Below are 16,672 nucleotides of genomic sequence, written 5' to 3'. Positions count from 1 at the left end.
GGCGTACATGGATAGCTTCTTGTCACTGTGCGACCAGCCTATCGGGCGAGAGGCCGTTGGTCTGCATCTTGTGCTGTGCCCCTTTGCCGGCGGAAGTGCGAGCGCATTTCGAAGCTGGCGGGAGCTCCAGCCAGCGGGCATACAGGCGTCGCTGGCCGTCTATCCGGGACGGGACCATCGAATGAACGAGCCCTGCGCAGCAAGCATCGCCGACCTTGCCAACCAGGTTCTGGCAGAAATTGAGGACCAAGGCATTGATCGGCAACAGCTCATTCTGGCGGGGCACAGCATGGGCGCTCAGATCGCTTATGAGGTATGCGTGCGCCTGGAACGCAAGGGCGCGGCGCCACGCGGTCTGGTGCTGTCCGGCTGCCATGCCCCGCATCTGCGAGGCCGCCGTCCCATCAGCCATCTTGAGGATCGCGCATTCCTGGAGCAGTTGATCGCCATCGGCGGCTGCACGCAGGAACTGCTGGCCGAACCGGCCATGTGGCCGGTGTTCATGCCCATGCTGCGCGCGGATTTCCAGGCCACGGAAGGGTATTGGCAACCTCAGCCGCCGCCCCCGGCACAGCGGCTGCAGACACCGGCCCTGCTGGTCTATGGCGGCGCAGACAGCGAGGCCTGGCGCTCAGAGGTCGATGCCTGGAAAACCTGGCTAAGCGATACACAAGGCCCCGTCGCCATTGCGGGCGACCATTTCTATGTCACCCGGCGTCCGAGGGCCTTTCTGGAGCACATCAGACGCCGTTTTGAACCTCATTTCGCGCACGCTCAGGCGTGTACATTCAAGTAAGGAACACGGTGATGAAACCCGAACAGCCCACATCGTATACGATGAGCCACGATAGCGAATCATTTCCTCTGAGCTACTGCCTTACCCAATGGGTTCGTGAATATGGCGCCCGTACCGCCCTGACCAATGAGGCCGGCGAGAGTCTGTCCTATTTGGCGTTGCAAGAGCGTGTCGAACGTCTTGCCGGCGGTCTCTACGCCGCCGGGTTGCGGCCTGGCGAGTATGCGATGGTGCAGATGCCCAACACGTTTGGCTTCTTCATAGTGTTTTTCGCCTTGCTGCGGCTGGGCGCCATCCCGATGATGGCGATGCCCAACCAGCGGGAACGAGACATTGATGCGCTGATGGCGCTCGCCCGCCCGGTTGCCTATTTCATTCCCGGCGACGTTGGAGAGCATGATTTTCTCGCGATTGCGAAAAAGATGCAGGACAGGTATGAGTCATTGCGGCTTGTCGTCAGGGATGGCAATTCCGGGCCCAGCGAGCGGGAAGTATTCGTACTGAACGACCTGCAGGGGCCGAAATGTCCCTGGCCGGCGCAAGATGCACGGGATACGGCATTGCTGTTGCTTTCCGGGGGAACGACGGGGACGCCGAAGCTGATTCCCCGCACCCATTGGGACTATTTTTACAACTTCAGCGCGTCGGCCAGACAGTGCGGATTCACTGGCGATACGGTCTTTCTGGCCGTCCTGCCGGCGGCGCATAATTTCACTCTGGCATCACCGGGCGTGCTGGGCACATTCCAGTGCGGCGGGAAGGTGGTCACATCGACCTCTGCCAGTTGCGACGAGGCCATGCCGCTCATTGAGAAAGAGCGCGTGACGCACGTGGCGCTGGTTCCGCCGCTGGCCAAGCTCTGGGTGGAAGGCCGAGAATGGGAGGACAGCGACCTGTCGAGCCTGAAGGTGATTCAGGTCGGCGGGGCTCGTCTGGAGGCCGGGCTGGCAAAGCAGTTGATCGGCGTGCTGGGGTGCCAATTGCAGCAGGTCTTCGGCATGGCCGAGGGGTTGCTCTGCTACACGCGCTTGGACGACTCGTTGGAAACCATCGTTCACACGCAAGGGCAGCCACTGTCGCCGGATGACGAAGTCCGAATCGTCGATGAAGATGACCGCGATGTGGTCGGAGGGCGGATCGGCCAACTCCTGACGCGCGGCCCTTACACGATCCGAGGCTATTTCCGCGCGCCGGAGCAGAACGCATCAAGCTTCACCGAGGACGGTTTCTATCGCTCCGGCGATCTGGTTCGTCGTGACGAGCGCGGCAACCTGATCGTAGAGGGACGGATCAAGGAGCAGATCAATCGCTGCGGTGAGAAAATCTCTTCGGCGGAGGTGGAAGAAGCCTTGAGCGCATTGCATAGCGTCCATGCCGCAGTTGCCGTGGGGGTTCCGGACGAACTATTGGGCGAGAGGATCTGCGCCTTCATCAAGCTCGAAGGCCAGTCAATTGATCCGGCGCAGATCAAAGCGGCGTTGCGAGAGTGCGGCATAAGCGACTACAAGATACCGGATCAGATCGAGACGATCGCAGAATGGCCGCTGACCGCCGCCCGAAAAATCGACAAGCGGCGGTTGATTGCCATCGCAATGCAGCAGGCCTCGCAGGAGCCCGCATCCCGCTAGCCGCATTATCCGCAGGAAATTACATGCCCCGTTGATCTGGCCGAGCACATTCGCCATCAGGCAAGTAGCTATATGCTCTATGAGCGGCATGGCGAGTGGGCGCTGGAAATCAATGGGCGTTCAGGGTATAGGCTTTGCCGGTGGTGCGGGCCTGCCGGACGACGGCATCGATTAACGCCATAGGGTATGCCTCCTTCAGTGCTGAAGAGAGGTGTACCGCGCACAGGGAAGCGACTCAGCAAACAATCCGCCTCCGCCTCGCGAACCATTTTCATGCAATATCTGCAGGGGTTGGTTTTCATTTCTGATGCGCTGGAATTCGGGCAATTACCTTAATTTCAAAATCGAATCCCGCAAGCCAGGTAACACCAACGGCTGTCCAGTTCGGGTAAGGGGGCTGCGGGAAAATAGATTGTTTCACCTGCATAATCGTCGGAAACTGATTTTCCGGGTCAGTATGAAAAGTGGTGACATCAAGCAGATCGTCAAACGTACAACCTGCGGCTGCAAGAGTCGCGCCCAGGTTATCAAAAGCAAGTTGCACCTGCGCGGTAAAATCCGGCTCCGGCGTGCCGTCGGCGCGGCTGCCGATGACGACTGGGAAAGGCTGCTGTCTGAAGGGATTGCCTATATTAAGATGGCGTTGGACACAGAAGTGCGGCGCATCGTTCTGCTTGATGGCCCGGCTTTTCTCGGGGATCCTGCACAATGGCCCAGTCAGAATAGCTGCTTCGAATCCACCCGCCAGACCGTTATAAAGATGATCGAACGCGGCGTACTCAAATCGGTGGACGCGGATGCCGCTGCATATCTGTTAAATAGTGCCGCGTTGAATTCCGCACTTTGGATTGCGGCCAGCGACGATCCGCAGCAGGCGCTGCCAAAAATTATTGAGGTGTTTACGCAACTGGCAAGCGGCTTACGCAATAGTTCCAATAAACCACGATGAAGGCGCACGTATGGTGGGAGCGACGACCTTACAGTGCGCGCAAAACAGCTCAGTTTGGGTAATTCGCATCTGCTCTGATAGTCAGCCATTCGCTCAGGCTGTGTGAAAACCACTGATCACTTTTTGGTCTAAGCAAGGGCTTTATATGATCAACCATTCTTGATGAAGCCATGCGGTGACCTACCTTTTTTAATAAAATTAAAGAATACGAATAAACATTGCGGGTGCGCATATGTCTGTTTCTCGGCGAAACGTTAACGCTAAGAAAAATGCTGTCGTGTACGGTGATTGCCGCCGGCACACTGATAATGGGTTAATCAAATCAGGAGAATACGAAATGTCTGACCACCCCACGATTGCTCTTATTGGTCCGGGTGCTATCGGTACCACTATCGCCGCTGTATTGCATGAAGTTGACCGCACGCCAGTCCTTTGCGGGCGCACCGCGCATCCGCAGTTAATTCTGCGTCACGATGACGGTGAAGTTGTGGTGCCAGGTCCGGTATTGAGTAATCCGGCGACAATCAGCCATCCGTTCGATCTGGTATTTATAGCGGTGAAAACCACCCAGGTAGCTGACATCGCCAACTGGCTGGCCGCGCTGTGCGATGAAAACACCGTGGTATGCGCACTGCAAAATGGCGTCGAGCAGAAAACCCAGTTGGAACCCTCAGTCAATGGCGCAAAGGTACTACCTTCAGTAGTGTGGTTCCCGGCACAGCGCGAGCCGGATGCCTCAGTCTGGCTGCGCGCCAAACCACGTCTGACGCTGCCGGATGTGCCGCAGGCAAAACGGGTAGCTGATGCGCTCAGCGGCACACGCTGCGCGGTTGAGCTGTCAACCGATTTTATCTCCATCGCCTGGCGCAAACTGCTGCAAAATGCGGTCGCTGGTCTGATGGTACTTGCGAATCGTCGTGCCGGGATGTTCTCGCGCGTGGATATCACTGAACTGGCACTGGCTTATCTACGTGAGTGTCTGACGGTAGCGCGTGCGGAAGGCGCAGTGCTGAACGATAACGTTCCGCAAGAGATCGTTAACGGTTTTCATCATGCCCCTGCGGATCTAGGCACCTCCATTCTCGCCGATCGCCAGGCCAACCGCCCGCTGGAGTGGGATATTCGCAACGGCGTGGTACAGCGTTATGGTCACACACATGGTATTCCTACGCCTATCAGCGACGTGCTGGTACCGCTGCTGGCGGCAGGAAGTGAGGGGCCGGGTTGAAGTCGTTAACTACAGGAGTGTTTGCAAGACGATTACCCCCTGAATCGCCACGGGTTTGAGCGATATATCCAGACGACTCAGATGATTAAAATAGTGCCAGGATGCAAGATGCGACGGCATACCTGCTCCTCTGTAAGCACACCCGTTTTAGTTCCACGAACTTATGAGGCACCGATAACGCACCCGATTTTTGTGTACTAAATTGTGTACTACTTCGGCGTGGTTGACTATGGTTTTCAGTGGATTTCGCTGGAGGTTCAACAGAGCGATTAGCCTGTTGAATCAGAGAGCTACAGACTTTGGTGGCTGTCTATAGAACAAGAATTGGAGCGGGAAACGAGACTCGAACTCGCGACCCCGACCTTGGCAAGGTCGTGCTCTACCAACTGAGCTATTCCCGCAAATTATTCTTACGTCAACGCAATGGGGTTGCGCGGCTACCGATGATAATCATTGTAATACAATGAATTATATAACTATTTACTAACATCCTCATCGGTGGCCAGCATTATGTACCAATCACTCATCGCTGACAAGTCCTTTTAACTATAAATTCTGGCCGTGCGGTGGCGATTGCGCAGATAATCAGCCGACGGCTCAAAACATCGCCATCCATCGCCGATGATTAAGCCGGATCGTCGGACTCAGCGCTGACTCCGCCGCACAGAGTCTCGCCGCGGCTGAAATCCGACGCGGCGGCGAATCAGATTCAGATGCCTTGCCAGCGTTTTTTGCGCCCACGGCATCCGATCCCGGCTACAGCACGCCAACCGTGCCATTCCTGCCGTCCAGCCGGACGCGCATGCCGTTCTTCAGACGATCCATGACGCCCCTTACGCTCATGACCGCCGGCAGTTGTAACTCTCTGGCCGTCACCGCCCCGTGCGAAAGCGGGCCGCCGCTTTCGGTAATCACGCCGCTGGCGCGATAAAACAGCGAAGTCCAGGCAGGGTTGGTGGTTCTTGCCACCAGAATCGCCCCTTTGGGAAACAGCGCGAAATCGTCCGGGCTGTGGATTAAAAATACCTCGCCTTCGACGATACCCGGGCTTCCCGCCAGCCCCGTAAGCTCATTGCCGGTCGGCGTATCTTCCGCGCGACTCTGCTCGCCGTAGTTCCAGGCCGGGCTGCGCTGTTTGGCCTGCCGCCAGCCCTCCAGGTTAGCGTACACGACCTGCGCCAGCGTATCGAAACGCTCTTTGAGAATGGCGTCATTCAGCACGCTGAATGGCGCAAAATAAATATCGCTGGCCTCGCGCAGTACGCCGCGCGCCACCAAACGTTCGCCGATCTCTTTAATCCCTTTGCGGAAAGGCAGCGTCAGACGCGTCGTCTGGTAATGCTCAAGATCGTCCAGATAGGTGTAACTCCGCGCCAGACGGATCACCTCCTCGATAAAATAGCGCATCCCTTCCGGCACCTGAGTTAAATACAGGTGCTGCGCTGCGGAGGCGGCCAGCCTCGCTTGCTGCGCCTGACCGGCCAGATCTTCATCGGGCAGTTCAGCCAGCATATTCAACTGGTCCAGCACCGCATGGGGCGCTTCCAGCCAGGTAGGATAATAAGCGTCGAAATCCAGTTCACGATGGCCGTGACGCTGAAGAAACTGCGTCAGCTCCTGCTCAAAGGAGGGATAGCGCGACAGCTGTCCTGCCAGTTCCTGGGAGGACAATTGCTTAAACGCCTGCATCAGCTCGGCATCCTGGCGGATCAGGCGGGAAAGCGCCCATAGTTCTGCATTCACCTGTCCGGTTTTGGTGTCGGAAACCGATAACAGAAGATCGAACGTCGTCTTCGCTTCCGACGGAGACATCGACATGCTCAGGATCTGATAGAGGACGGCGTACAACGTGCGCTGCGTCAGCGAAATCGCGATATTGGGCAGAAAGTAGCGTTTGCCGGCATCGCGTACGCGCAGCACATAACGCCAGCATTCATCCAGCCGCTGGGTCGACAGATCCTCGCGCAGCAGCGCGCCAATCTCCAGCAGGTAGGTATCCAGATCGCGCATCCAGCGTACGGGTAGCTCCTGCACCCAGGCGTAGCGCCTCGCCAGTTCGGGCAGCGCGGCCTGTAGCTCGTCAATGGAGTGGATGCCGCCAGGCATTCTGCCGGCGTACAGTTCGACCGCATTCTGGTTGCCGTAGATATAGAAATCTTTGATGGCGAACCATTTACCGCCGAAATGCGGCAGCCCCATCAGTTCGAAAGAGAAGTTGAGCGACTCATGAAACCCTTCCTCCACCAAATCCCAGGTAAGCGGGGTCACGGCATTGGGGAAACGCTCGGCAGCCTCGTCCCGCGTCCAGCGTTCCGGGACGGAGGTGATCGGACGCGACTGCAACAGATAGCAGACGCCGCCGGAGAATGCCCATTCAATATCCTGCGGGAAACCAAAAAATTCCTGTGCCTGCCGTGCCAGCTGCGCAACGGTGCGGCACTGGGTATCCGTCAGCGCTGGCCGCCCAGCCTGTTCGACTGGCAGCTCAACGTGCCGAACCCCCGACTCGCTCTTCAGAATGATCTGGCTCTTCTGTGCGATATTGCGTTCAGCCACCGTCAACTCCGGCAACGCCACGCGAAATTCATCAACCGGCGCCTCGCCCCCGACCACCGACTCGCCCAGGCCGAAGCAGGCGTTGATCAGCACCCGGTTGAGATCGCCGCGCACCGGATCGATGGAAAAAGCGACGCCCGCGCTGTCGGCGGCCGTCATCTCCACCATCTGCTGCACCACCACCGCCATCGAGGCGTCAAGGTGGGCGAGGTTAAGCCGGGCGCGATAGCGCATCGCATGTTCATTCCACAAAGAGACGTAGCAGTCGCGCAGGGCGGTAAGGATTTCCGCCGCGCCGCGCCGGTTGAGGAAGGTATCGTGCTGCCCCGCGAACGCCGCGCCGGGCAGATCCTCAAAAGTCGAGGATGAGCGCACCGCAACGGCCCACTGCGCCGCCTGGCTGGCCTGCAGCTGCGCGTTTACCGCCTGCGCCAGTTCGTCCCCGACGGGCTGCCGGCGGATTAAGTCCTGAATACGCCGGCTGTGCGCGGCGACATCGTCCCCGGCCTGCAGGATCGCGGCAATCTGCGGCCGCATCGGCGCCAGGAATGAACGATAGGCGGCGCTGGTGACGATAAAACCGGGGGGAACCGGCAGGCCGCCCGCGGTAAGCCGCGCCAGGCTGGCGCCCTTGCCGCCGCTTATCGACAGCTCCGTAGCGTGGGGATCGGCAAACGGCAGGATAAAGTCGTTGACTACGTTCATTGGTTAGATCCTTAACGCGGCGTCGTCGCGAAAATAGCCGCACTGATGCAGCCACCCCAGCACCGCGCAAGCCAGCAACGCTCCTGCGATAAGATCAATGCCGTAGTGGTAGAGTAAATAGAGCGTTGCCAGAACAAGGCCGACAACCACGGGAAACAGCAGCAGGGCTATCACGGTATGACGCTGCAGAGCAAGATAGCCGAGAATATACAGGCTGATGCCGCAATGCAGGCTGGGGAAAACGTCCATACCGGTGCTGCCCTGGGCAACCAGCTCCGCCAGAAAGGCGGTGATCGCGCCGCCCTCCGGCGGATACGGAAACAAGTCGGGGAACTGCAAATAGGGGCCGCTGGCGGGAACCAGCAGATAGCCCAGAAAACCAAACAGATACATCAGCATTAAGCCGTGGAAAAAACCGCGGCTGGCCTGGGTTGCGCGCCGGAAGGCGTAAACGATCACCGGCAGCAGTATGATGAAATAAAAAGAGAGATAGCACAGGCTCATTACTTCAGACAGCCAGAAACCGTGCAGCGCAGCCACCTTTCCCGTCGCACCGACGCCGCCGAACAGCAGGCGGTCCCACGCCAACAGTTGCTCGTCGAACGAACGCGGCATCGCAAGGTGAATGGCTCTGAACAGATAAAATACCAGCCAACTGCTGGCAAACTGCAGCACGCCGAGCCAGTTGCGCCACGGCCCGGCTCCGGTCGCCGTTGCTCTGGCCAGCAAAAGCAAAACCAACAGGCTCAGTACGCCCGGCGCGATAAACCGCGCGTCGCGCAGGCTGATCGCGCTTGCAATGCCCCACAGCCAAATCAAGACAACCAAAGCGAGATAGCAGCGATTGCTTATCTCTCCATGCCGAATCATCGCCACACTACTGTCTGCTTTCATATGATTACTCAAGATTCATGGCCGCAAATTTGCCGCGCTGACGCCAGCCCCACACGGCGACGCCGTACAACGGCAACAGCCAGGGGTAGATGAAGGCGGCAACCGCCAGGCAGGGCAGCCAGACCAGCGCCATCCCAAACCCGCCGGCAAGACGAAAAAAAGTGGTGGTGTTGCGGCCGTCCGCGCGGCGTCCCGCCCACCAGCCGCACAACCAAACCGGCAGCAACGTGAAGATAAACACGGTCCACGCCACCCACTGCAGGATGTTCATGGACGCACGCGAGGTCTCCGCCCTCGTCGGCTCCGGCGCGCGGCCTTTCAACGCCTGCTGCTCCGCCTGTTTGAACGCCAGCGCATAAGAACCGTCTATGCGGCTACGATAACAGGCCTGACGCGCCACCCGCTCCAGCATCGGCTCGTCGCGGCAGGTAACGGAAACGCGATCCAGCGAGCAACTCAGAGACTGCATGATTCTCATTTCCCAATGCGCGATGCTGTCTTCGCCTTGTTCAGGCAGCGCGAGCGGATCGCTGACCAGCAACTCCAGCGCGGAGCCGAAGCGATCCGGCGCCTGATAGAAACTGCCGGCGACGATAACCTGAAAACGGCACTGCTCCTGCATCAGCCGGCGGATAATTTTGGCCGCGCCTTCCTGATAAGGCTGCGGTCCGGGGCCCCATTCGCTGGTGCCTTCGGGAAATATGATAACGCTGCCACCCAGCTTCAGATGAGCAATCGCCTGCAAGATGGGATTGCCCGCCTGCGCCCGGCTATAGCCATAGCGAACGCGATCCTTGTCGCGCACCACTGGAATACCGGCGAACATCAAGCGCAGAAAGCGTGAGCGAAGCAGTTGAACGGAGGTCAGAAACTGCGCGGTCGGCAGCAGTTGGTTGAAGATCCAGCCGTCCGTCGCGCCATTGCGATGGCTGGCCAACAGCAGCGTCGGCGTTTCGCCGTCGAAGGAAGCCAGCGGCCGCCCATACGGCGTAACAAAGCGTAACGAGGAGTAGTAGAAACGCACCAGCAGACGGGCAATACAGCGGTGCCAAAGGGAAAGGGGCCGACCCGGCGTGAATTGCAGATAGCCAGGCGTCTGCCTGGAGAAATCCGGTTTCATATCCCTCCCCCACCTTCAGCCAATACCTATCCCTTTGGTTGCGGACGTGGTTACCCGACAACACCTCCGCTACTTTATCTCATCGCGCCAAATCAGCAAACTACTGTGATTTGCAAAATAAATTCAGCGCAATAGCAGCCGGCCAACAAGGATAAAGGAGAATGCTATCTTAGCCGCGGGAGCTGACGCTCATCGCGCCTTTACCGGTCACGAACAGTGACAGCCCATCGCTATCATTCAGGGTATAGGCTTTGCCGGTGGTGCGGGCCTGCCGGGCAACGGCATCGGTTAACGCCATAGGGTTTTGAAGAGAGGCGTACCGCGCACAGGGAAGCGACTCAGCAAACAATCCGCATCCGTAACGCACCCGATTTTCATGTACTAATTTGTGTACGACTTCGGCGTGGTTGATGGTGGTTTTCAGTGGATTTCGCTGGATGTTCAACAGAGCGATTACCCTATTGAATCAGAGAGCTACAGACGTTGGTGGCTGTCTATAGAACAAGAATTGGAGCGGGAAACGGGAAAGGCATTTCTCGCTCAATCGGCTGATTCAACAAGGATTTTCAGTACACCTTGTTGGTTGACTGGCTATATTGTGTACTAGGTTGAAGAGGTTGGCAAGATAGTATTTTTCATTAGATTGCTTAAACGCCCTCTTTATTACTTCCCGTCGATCAAACAATTACCACTGTAAAAATACCATTAAAATAAAGAACTAATATTTTTTGCAAAAAATAATGCGGCCCCTCGCGCTTGCGAGCTAAATGGATCTGTGACAGCATGCAAAAAAAAAATAAAAAACATGTTAACGTTACGCAGCATTGAATAGTTTATTTGGACAGACTGATGGGCCACAGACCTAACGGTTTACGGACTAATCATTTATTATCTAACGTTAAATGGAAACGGATAACATCATGTCAGAAGGAATATCAATAGTATTATCCCCTGTTCAGCTTGCTGCGGTACTTTCAGATGGAACACTTTCAGAAGCTGAAACACTGACAAACCGTATTCTCGGCGGAGTGGGGATTCTTTTCGGCGGGATAGAACTAGCAGGAGCTACCGCGTTATGTCTCGTACCGGAACCCACTGGTTTTACCAAAGCAGGGTGTGTTGTTGTCGGTGCCCACAGTCTGGATACCATAAATTCTGCCGCAGACCAGATGCTTACCGGACAAGATGTTCGCACGGCAACCCATAAACTCGCTGTAGAAATGGCAAAAAACTTCGGTGCAGATAGCAATACCGCTGTTAATGTTGGGATGACTATTGATATTGCGGTTCCTCTCGGGTTCGGTCTGGCGATTGGTGCATCAAGAATTGCTTACGTCAGAGCAGGTAATTTCAAACTCATCGAACACGAAGGTATGAAAGGGGTTAAGGCTGGTGGTCACACAATTGCCAAACATGTTGCCGTTCCTGAGCAGGAGCTTCTTGCCAGACTACAACGAAGCCCTGATATGATCTCAGCATCATCATTCCACTCTCTTTACGGCGCTGAGCTTTTCGTTAGTAAAACCTTAAAAGCTAACCGATTGAGAATTATTCATTGGGCGAACACAAATAACCCGCACAACATGCTGAAATTGGAATTCAACGCTGGCAGGAGTGTTGGATATGGTTTTAAACAGGGTAATCCGAAGAAACTTACCAGCAATACAGTGAGGGTGATTTTACTTAAAAAGGTCTATCAGGGAAAACCTTACTTTGTTTTGACTGCTTATCCGGTAATGGAGTATTCATTATGAAAAGAAAATACGTAGAATTGGATATATTGATCTGTGTATTCTTTGGTCAGGATTCTGAGGAGTTTGGTGATAGCATCGAAGAAGTTGTTAACAGCTATGTTGAAATGGAGAGTGCTATTTCTGTCAGTAGAGCCAGGAAACAGATTCAAAAACTGCTAGATGATAACGATGATGTTGCATTAAAAGAAAAATTAACTCGGTTAGCTAAAGCCGATTTTAATCCAACACCAAGCTACGGGTCGTGGCGTAATTTTTTAACTAAACTCAAGAATCTTCTTCCTAAAGATTAACTATATTCCCTTGCCGATTCTCTCACTCCGTGGTCTAACCTCCGCGGGAGTTTTATTTCAGGTAGATCTTAATACAATATATTGACTTAAAAACAGTATTAATTCATTAATCCCCCGTCAGACTGTGAAAATGAATTGCGGGACACAGCCTACAACAATTTACACCTTCCGCCCATAAACCCGCTGCACATATCTCCCACGTCCATCGCCATGCCCTAAATCCATCGATACCAGCGCACTTGCTTCCCGGTTACTGAAACCCTGTCGCCAGTAATAACGCATCGCATCCTGAGCCCATGCGTAACGCAGGCTGTGCGGGGAATATTGCCCCTTCAGTCCTGCCAGAGCCGTTTGCGAGTGCCAGCGATTCATGGCGCTTTTCAGATCCGGTTTATCAATCAGCCGATCGTTGCGGGTAGCGGCAATCGCCAGCGCCTGATTCACCGTCTGCATTAACACTTTCCGATCCAGCACCCGCGTTTGTCGGGGCCATCCACCTTTGGTGCCGAATACCACCGTCAGTTGTTCGTCGCCTCGCTCCAGCGCGGTGACCCACGTCTTGAGCGACTGCGGACACTGCACCGCTTCCTGTGAGCGCAGGCCCATCATTCGAGCCAGTTGCAGTGTGAGAGCTAACCCGACGTCTTTCCGTTGCAGGATTGCCAACGCTACCTGATAGCGCTCCGGCGTAATCGCTTTCCGCGTACCGTCCCGGCTGGCCCCACTCAGACCTAACGTCTTGTTGCTCAGCCGTTCCGCATCCGCCAGCTTGTTCCGCCCGGCGGTGCGCAGTATCACCCGTACCGCTGCCATCTCATTATGCAGCGTGCGCAGTGTAATTCCCTGTTCTAACCGCCCGGCGATATAGCATTCGATGTGTTTTGCTTTCAGGTACTGCACCGTGCGGATCTGAATATTCAAAGCCAGCAGGTGACTGGCAAGCCGCTCTGCAATCTTTAGTCGGTCATGAACCGTCTTATGGCTGCCGCCAGCCTGTCGGGCCAGCGTCTGCATTTCCCGGCTTAATCGTGACATATGCTATCCCCCCATCCTCAATAACCTCTGTTCTCCGGCGCACGGCGATTCACGACACGGATTTACCGTGCCGCACTGAACAATACCTGCGCGCCGGAGCGGCAGCGGTTGAGGTATGGCGGGAATATCGGTTATGCACTCGGTGCAGCCGCCTGCATCAGCAGGGTAATCCCCTCAGGCTGAAAGCCCGCCTCAGGTATCGGTTCAGTCCTCCTCTGATAAGTGGGTTGATGAGAATTGACGCAGAAAATGTGCGTCAGATGACAGGTCGCGCCGGAAAGCGCTATGGCGCGAGGGCTGGCGCAGAGTTCGTTCTCGGCGTCACTTGCAACGGCTTTGCGCCGTATGAAGTGACGCCGCTGCCTCATGGATGCATTTGCTGAGGCAGTAAAAGGCCGCAGACGGTTGCGCCAGCTATAAAGGTTGTTGTACGCATCAGTGCGTATGCAAAAAGCAGTTGCTTCACGAAGAGCAAACGGGATGCAGCCCTAAGGCGCTGAAATAAGGTAGCTACCATCGCCGCAGCGATCACCCGCAAAGTGGTAGCGGGGCGGGTTGGTGTCGACCACACAGGTTGGTCCTGCGCGTTGCCTTCAAGGTCGTGGCAACGTGGAGTGCTGCGTGCAGCAGCGGTGTAACACTGACAATTTACTGCGCCAAAATCCGTATATCAAGCGGCTAACGCGCTGCGCTTGTTGGCTCCTTACTGGATTTCTATTCCATAGAAATCCAGTAAGGAGCGTCTAAATCCACTGACAGGATGAAAAAAATTTTGTAAATTTTCGCCGGGTGGGTTTTCAATCCACCTCACCTTCTCCGCCCTGCCCGCGCCCGATATCCTGATAGCGGGAAGGCCAAATCTCTTCCGGCTGTTTTTTCAGTGCATCCGCAATTAAGCGCTCGCCCTTCGGCCAGTGTCGCGTCAACGCATTCGCCAGCGTGGACGAGGCCAGTCCCGCCTCTCTGGAAACCGCAGCCAGCGTTGTTCCCTGCTTTCTCAAAGATGCAATGATATCAGCAGGATGCCAGTCATTTTTATTCATATCTCTAACTCCTCTCCATAACGAATCCCATTAATTATCCTGTTTTGGGATAATTAAATAAATGACTGATATTCGATTTTGGGATATCAGTCAAGGTTAACGAAATGGCGTCAATTTATTCGGAAGAATATCAAAGCGTTATAAAAACGCTTCGGGCAGCCAGAATCAGGAAAGGCATCAGCCAGCAAAGTCTGGCCGAATCGTTAGGCCGACCACAGTCGTTTATCGCTAAAGTCGAAAATGGTGAACGCCGGCTGGATGTTGTGGAATTTGCCTGTATCGCGCATCTGCTATCCATCGATATCTCCACAGTCTTAGAAAAAATAATGAATAAAAAACAGTTAAGTAGACATAAGCCCTGACCAATTGCCAATGTTTTTAATCCTATTTTGGGATAAATCAATCCGTCATTGATAGTCAATCCGGTCTTTCTAACGGAATTGATCAGATGGCTTCCATTTACTCCGATGAATATCAACGCGTTATCAAGGCGCTGCGCGAGGCGCGCATAGCGAAAGGGGTCACGCAGGAAAGTCTGGCTCAGGCGCTGGATCGCCCTCAGTCGTTTATCGCCAAGGTCGAAAACGGAGAGCGCCGTTTAGACATCGTCGAATTTGTCCACCTTGCCCGTTTGCTCTCAATCGATCCCACTAGCATCATTGGCAAGATCCCGGCGAAACATAAGCCGCTTAGCGCAAAATAATTTCACGTAACAACGGCGCGCTTTCCACAGGCTGCATCCAGCTGCTTGCCGCGATACCGATCGCACCGACACCTCGCGGCGCAGCGGTTTTCGTCACCGACTCCCCGGCTTCCCACCGATCCAACCGATCGGCCCATTCCTGCATCATCATCCGCCGCTGCTCAACGTAAACCGCATGGTTATAAGCAGCACGGATCTTATTAGGATCGGCATGGGATAGCTGCACCTCGATCCACTCTTTCGGGTAGCCGAGTTCGTTAAGCGCCGTCGAGATCGTCGCCCGGATGCCGTGACCGGTTAGTCGGTCTGCATAACCCATACGTTTCAGCGCGCTGTTAAGCGTATTTTCGCTGATGCGCTTTTGCAGGTTGTTGCAGTTGGGAAGCAGGTAGCGTTGCGCAGGTCGTCGCTTCTGCAACGTTAAAAGCACTTTCACGATGTCGATGGCCTGTCGCGGCAGCGGCACCACATAAGCCGGGACGCTGTTACCTTCCCGGCGCATCCTGACCTGCAACTGTTTGACCAATGCGGGCGGAATAATCCACAGTCCGCGCTTAAGATCGAACTGGTCAGGTTCAGCAAGGCGCAACTCGCCGGTACGCACGCCGGTCAACAACAGCAGGCGTAACCCCTGTTGAGTTGTCTCCTGCCCGTGGTAGTCGCGCAGCTTGCGCAAAAACGATGGTAACTCATCCATGCGCAAAAAGGGATTGTGTGTCACCGGCGGTCGGGGCGCGGCCACAATATCCAGATCGCTGGCCGGATTGTAGCGCACGCCTTTTTCCACTTTGGCATAGCGAAACAGTTGGTTCAGCCACGTTCTTACTTTCTCAGCGGTGGTAAATGCCCTCCGCCGCTCAATCCGGCGCAGAACTTCCAGAATATGCGACGGCTCTACATCGAAAATCGGCAGGCTACCCAGCGACGGCAACACGTCTTTAGCGAAGATGCGATCGATCTGCGACAGCGTGCTTTGTCGTCCGCTCTCCAGACTCAGCGCCTTGAAGTCGCGCCACTGGCGGAATACGGCCGCAAAGGTATTCTGCGCCGCAGCGTTGGACTGCTGGCGGTAGCTACGCGGATCGTTACCCGCAGCCAACTGCGCACGCAGTTCGTCGCGCTGCTGGCGCGCCTGTTTCAGGGAGAAGGCGGGATAAGAACCGAGCGAAATGCGCTGCTGCTTACCCTGCAACGAAAAGCGGAAGTGCCATTTCTTCGCGCCGTTGGCAGTCACGAACAGCGACAGCCCATCGCTATCGTTCAGGGTATAGGCTTTGCCGGTGGTGCGGGCCTGCCGGGCGACGGCATCGGTTAACGCCATAGGGTATGCCTCCTTCAGTGCTGAAGAGAGGTGTACCGCGCACAGGGAAGCGACTCAGCAAACAATCCGCACCCATAACGCACCCGATTTTCGTGTACTAATTTATGTACTACCTCGGCGTGGTTGACGGTGGTTTTCAGTGGATTTCACTGGATGCTCAACAGAGCGATTACCCTGTTGAATCAGGAAGCTACAGACGTTGGTGGCTGTCTATAGAACAAGAATTGGAGCGGGAAACGAGACAAACGCTGAGTTGCTAAGTCTTAGTTTATTAACGCTAATTCGGTACAGTCATTATCAGTTGAGCCTTGAAATTAGCCTTGTTTTGGGAACTGGTCAAGTTAACGAATTAAAAAGCCCCTTATTGGCAACACACAAAGCCTACAAGTATACTGGAGATATCTGAGTCAATTGAAGTATGAGTTAGACAGGACTGCTCCAGTGGTCCTATGCCAAGAACGCTCCCAAGTAAAGATCCAAATGAACCTAACTTTTGCCATTTGGGTTGCAAAAAAGCGTACTAAATCCGCAAGGGAATTGATGGAGTAAAATTTTCATAAATCACATACTGCCTGAATGAATTTTTTGATTCCATTTCATCGACTTTAAAGTAATCTGTTGAAAAAATGGGAAGTGGGCGTTAAATTCGG

The 16,672-nt window shown here is 55.1% G+C and carries 15 protein-coding genes, 1 tRNA gene and 1 pseudogene; 8 read left to right on the top strand and 9 right to left on the bottom strand.

Annotated features, from left to right (window positions below; translation table 11 throughout):
* Positions 1-7: 7 nt before the first annotated feature.
* Entirely contained in the window at positions 8-796 is a 789-nt protein-coding gene (locus HC231_RS24280; RefSeq protein ID WP_425490547.1) for a thioesterase II family protein, read from the top strand.
* An 11-nt stretch (positions 797-807) separates the two neighbouring features.
* Positions 808-2,424: a (2,3-dihydroxybenzoyl)adenylate synthase gene (locus tag HC231_RS02715; RefSeq protein ID WP_343073011.1), complete on the top strand. Its 1,617-nt coding sequence runs from the start codon at positions 808-810 to the stop codon at positions 2,422-2,424.
* Positions 2,425-2,722: 298 nt separating this feature from the next.
* Here the strand turns inward: HC231_RS02715 and HC231_RS02710 are convergent, their stop codons facing one another.
* Positions 2,723-2,968 carry a Rid family hydrolase gene (locus HC231_RS02710; RefSeq protein WP_246494667.1) on the bottom strand — a complete coding sequence of 82 codons (246 nt, stop codon included), beginning with the start codon at positions 2,966-2,968 and terminating at the stop codon, positions 2,723-2,725.
* 45 nt (positions 2,969-3,013) lie between these two features.
* On the opposite strand from HC231_RS02710, the pseudogene HC231_RS02705 reads away from it, so the two are divergent.
* Positions 3,014-3,373, top strand: a pseudogene (locus tag HC231_RS02705) (TetR/AcrR family transcriptional regulator); the annotation flags it as partial.
* A 337-nt stretch (positions 3,374-3,710) separates the two neighbouring features.
* Positions 3,711-4,601, top strand: coding sequence for an oxidoreductase (locus HC231_RS02700; RefSeq protein ID WP_208229608.1), 891 nt, complete (start codon positions 3,711-3,713; stop codon positions 4,599-4,601).
* A gap of 325 nt (positions 4,602-4,926) precedes the next feature.
* On the opposite strand, the gene HC231_RS02695 is transcribed toward HC231_RS02700, so the two are convergent.
* From HC231_RS02695 to HC231_RS02675, 5 genes are all read right to left on the bottom strand, one after another.
* Positions 4,927-5,002 (bottom strand) — tRNA-Gly (locus HC231_RS02695).
* A 355-nt stretch (positions 5,003-5,357) separates the two neighbouring features.
* On the bottom strand, positions 5,358-7,862 hold the full coding sequence (locus HC231_RS02690) for a PEP/pyruvate-binding domain-containing protein (protein ID WP_208229607.1): 2,505 nt from the start codon (positions 7,860-7,862) through the stop codon (positions 5,358-5,360).
* Between the two features lie 3 nt (positions 7,863-7,865).
* Complete coding sequence (locus HC231_RS02685) at positions 7,866-8,756, bottom strand: phosphatase PAP2 family protein (protein ID WP_208229606.1); 891 nt, start codon at positions 8,754-8,756, stop codon at positions 7,866-7,868.
* Positions 8,757-8,760: 4 nt separating this feature from the next.
* Positions 8,761-9,876, bottom strand: coding sequence for a lysophospholipid acyltransferase family protein (locus HC231_RS02680; protein WP_208229605.1), 1,116 nt, complete (start codon positions 9,874-9,876; stop codon positions 8,761-8,763).
* 169 nt (positions 9,877-10,045) lie between these two features.
* Positions 10,046-10,321, bottom strand: coding sequence for a DUF4102 domain-containing protein (locus HC231_RS02675; protein WP_208229604.1), 276 nt, complete (start codon positions 10,319-10,321; stop codon positions 10,046-10,048).
* A gap of 475 nt (positions 10,322-10,796) precedes the next feature.
* On the opposite strand from HC231_RS02675, the gene HC231_RS02670 reads away from it, so the two are divergent.
* On the top strand, positions 10,797-11,630 hold the full coding sequence (locus tag HC231_RS02670; protein ID WP_208229603.1) for an RNase A-like domain-containing protein: 834 nt from the start codon (positions 10,797-10,799) through the stop codon (positions 11,628-11,630).
* Entirely contained in the window at positions 11,627-11,920 is a 294-nt protein-coding gene (locus tag HC231_RS02665; RefSeq protein WP_208229602.1) for a contact-dependent growth inhibition system immunity protein, read from the top strand. The genes HC231_RS02670 and HC231_RS02665 overlap by 4 nt, the downstream gene beginning before the upstream one ends.
* A gap of 159 nt (positions 11,921-12,079) precedes the next feature.
* Here HC231_RS02665 and HC231_RS02660 read toward each other — a convergent pair whose 3' ends face one another.
* A complete protein-coding gene (locus HC231_RS02660; RefSeq protein ID WP_208229601.1) occupies positions 12,080-12,955 on the bottom strand; it encodes an integrase domain-containing protein in 876 nt (291 codons plus the stop codon).
* 797 nt (positions 12,956-13,752) lie between these two features.
* Positions 13,753-13,998: a helix-turn-helix domain-containing protein gene (locus HC231_RS02655; protein ID WP_048637331.1), complete on the bottom strand. Its 246-nt coding sequence runs from the start codon at positions 13,996-13,998 to the stop codon at positions 13,753-13,755.
* 104 nt (positions 13,999-14,102) lie between these two features.
* Here HC231_RS02655 and HC231_RS02650 point away from each other — a divergent pair, with 104 nt between their 5' ends.
* A complete protein-coding gene (locus HC231_RS02650; RefSeq protein WP_208229600.1) occupies positions 14,103-14,360 on the top strand; it encodes a helix-turn-helix domain-containing protein in 258 nt (85 codons plus the stop codon).
* An 86-nt stretch (positions 14,361-14,446) separates the two neighbouring features.
* Entirely contained in the window at positions 14,447-14,701 is a 255-nt protein-coding gene (locus HC231_RS02645; RefSeq protein WP_121590281.1) for a helix-turn-helix domain-containing protein, read from the top strand.
* On the opposite strand, the gene HC231_RS02640 is transcribed toward HC231_RS02645, so the two are convergent.
* The gene (locus HC231_RS02640) at positions 14,688-16,022 is read right to left on the bottom strand and encodes a tyrosine-type recombinase/integrase (RefSeq protein ID WP_208229599.1); all 1,335 of its coding nucleotides are present in this window, start codon (positions 16,020-16,022) and stop codon (positions 14,688-14,690) included. The two genes, HC231_RS02645 and HC231_RS02640, sit on opposite strands and share 14 nt — an antisense overlap.
* Positions 16,023-16,672 lie beyond the last annotated feature (650 nt).

Origin of the sequence: Brenneria izadpanahii, from assembly GCF_017569925.1 — a bacterium.
Lineage (GTDB): Bacteria > Pseudomonadota > Gammaproteobacteria > Enterobacterales > Enterobacteriaceae > Brenneria > Brenneria izadpanahii.
This window is presented reverse-complemented; position numbering and strand designations above follow the sequence as displayed.

Excerpts from the sequence above, each read along its gene's own strand:
- HC231_RS24280 (WP_425490547.1), top strand. The coding sequence starts at position 8 with ATGGATAGCTTCTTGTCACTGTGCGACCAGCCTATCGGGCGAGAGGCC.
- HC231_RS02715 (WP_343073011.1), top strand. The coding sequence starts at position 808 with ATGAAACCCGAACAGCCCACATCGTATACGATGAGCCACGATAGCGAA.
- HC231_RS02700 (WP_208229608.1), top strand. The coding sequence starts at position 3,711 with ATGTCTGACCACCCCACGATTGCTCTTATTGGTCCGGGTGCTATCGGT.
- HC231_RS02690 (WP_208229607.1), bottom strand. The coding sequence starts at position 7,862 with ATGAACGTAGTCAACGACTTTATCCTGCCGTTTGCCGATCCCCACGCT.
- HC231_RS02685 (WP_208229606.1), bottom strand. The coding sequence starts at position 8,756 with ATGAAAGCAGACAGTAGTGTGGCGATGATTCGGCATGGAGAGATAAGC.
- HC231_RS02680 (WP_208229605.1), bottom strand. The coding sequence starts at position 9,876 with ATGAAACCGGATTTCTCCAGGCAGACGCCTGGCTATCTGCAATTCACG.
- HC231_RS02670 (WP_208229603.1), top strand. The coding sequence starts at position 10,797 with ATGTCAGAAGGAATATCAATAGTATTATCCCCTGTTCAGCTTGCTGCG.
- HC231_RS02665 (WP_208229602.1), top strand. The coding sequence starts at position 11,627 with ATGAAAAGAAAATACGTAGAATTGGATATATTGATCTGTGTATTCTTT.
- HC231_RS02660 (WP_208229601.1), bottom strand. The coding sequence starts at position 12,955 with ATGTCACGATTAAGCCGGGAAATGCAGACGCTGGCCCGACAGGCTGGC.
- HC231_RS02655 (WP_048637331.1), bottom strand. The coding sequence starts at position 13,998 with ATGAATAAAAATGACTGGCATCCTGCTGATATCATTGCATCTTTGAGA.
- HC231_RS02650 (WP_208229600.1), top strand. The coding sequence starts at position 14,103 with ATGGCGTCAATTTATTCGGAAGAATATCAAAGCGTTATAAAAACGCTT.
- HC231_RS02645 (WP_121590281.1), top strand. The coding sequence starts at position 14,447 with ATGGCTTCCATTTACTCCGATGAATATCAACGCGTTATCAAGGCGCTG.
- HC231_RS02640 (WP_208229599.1), bottom strand. The coding sequence starts at position 16,022 with ATGGCGTTAACCGATGCCGTCGCCCGGCAGGCCCGCACCACCGGCAAA.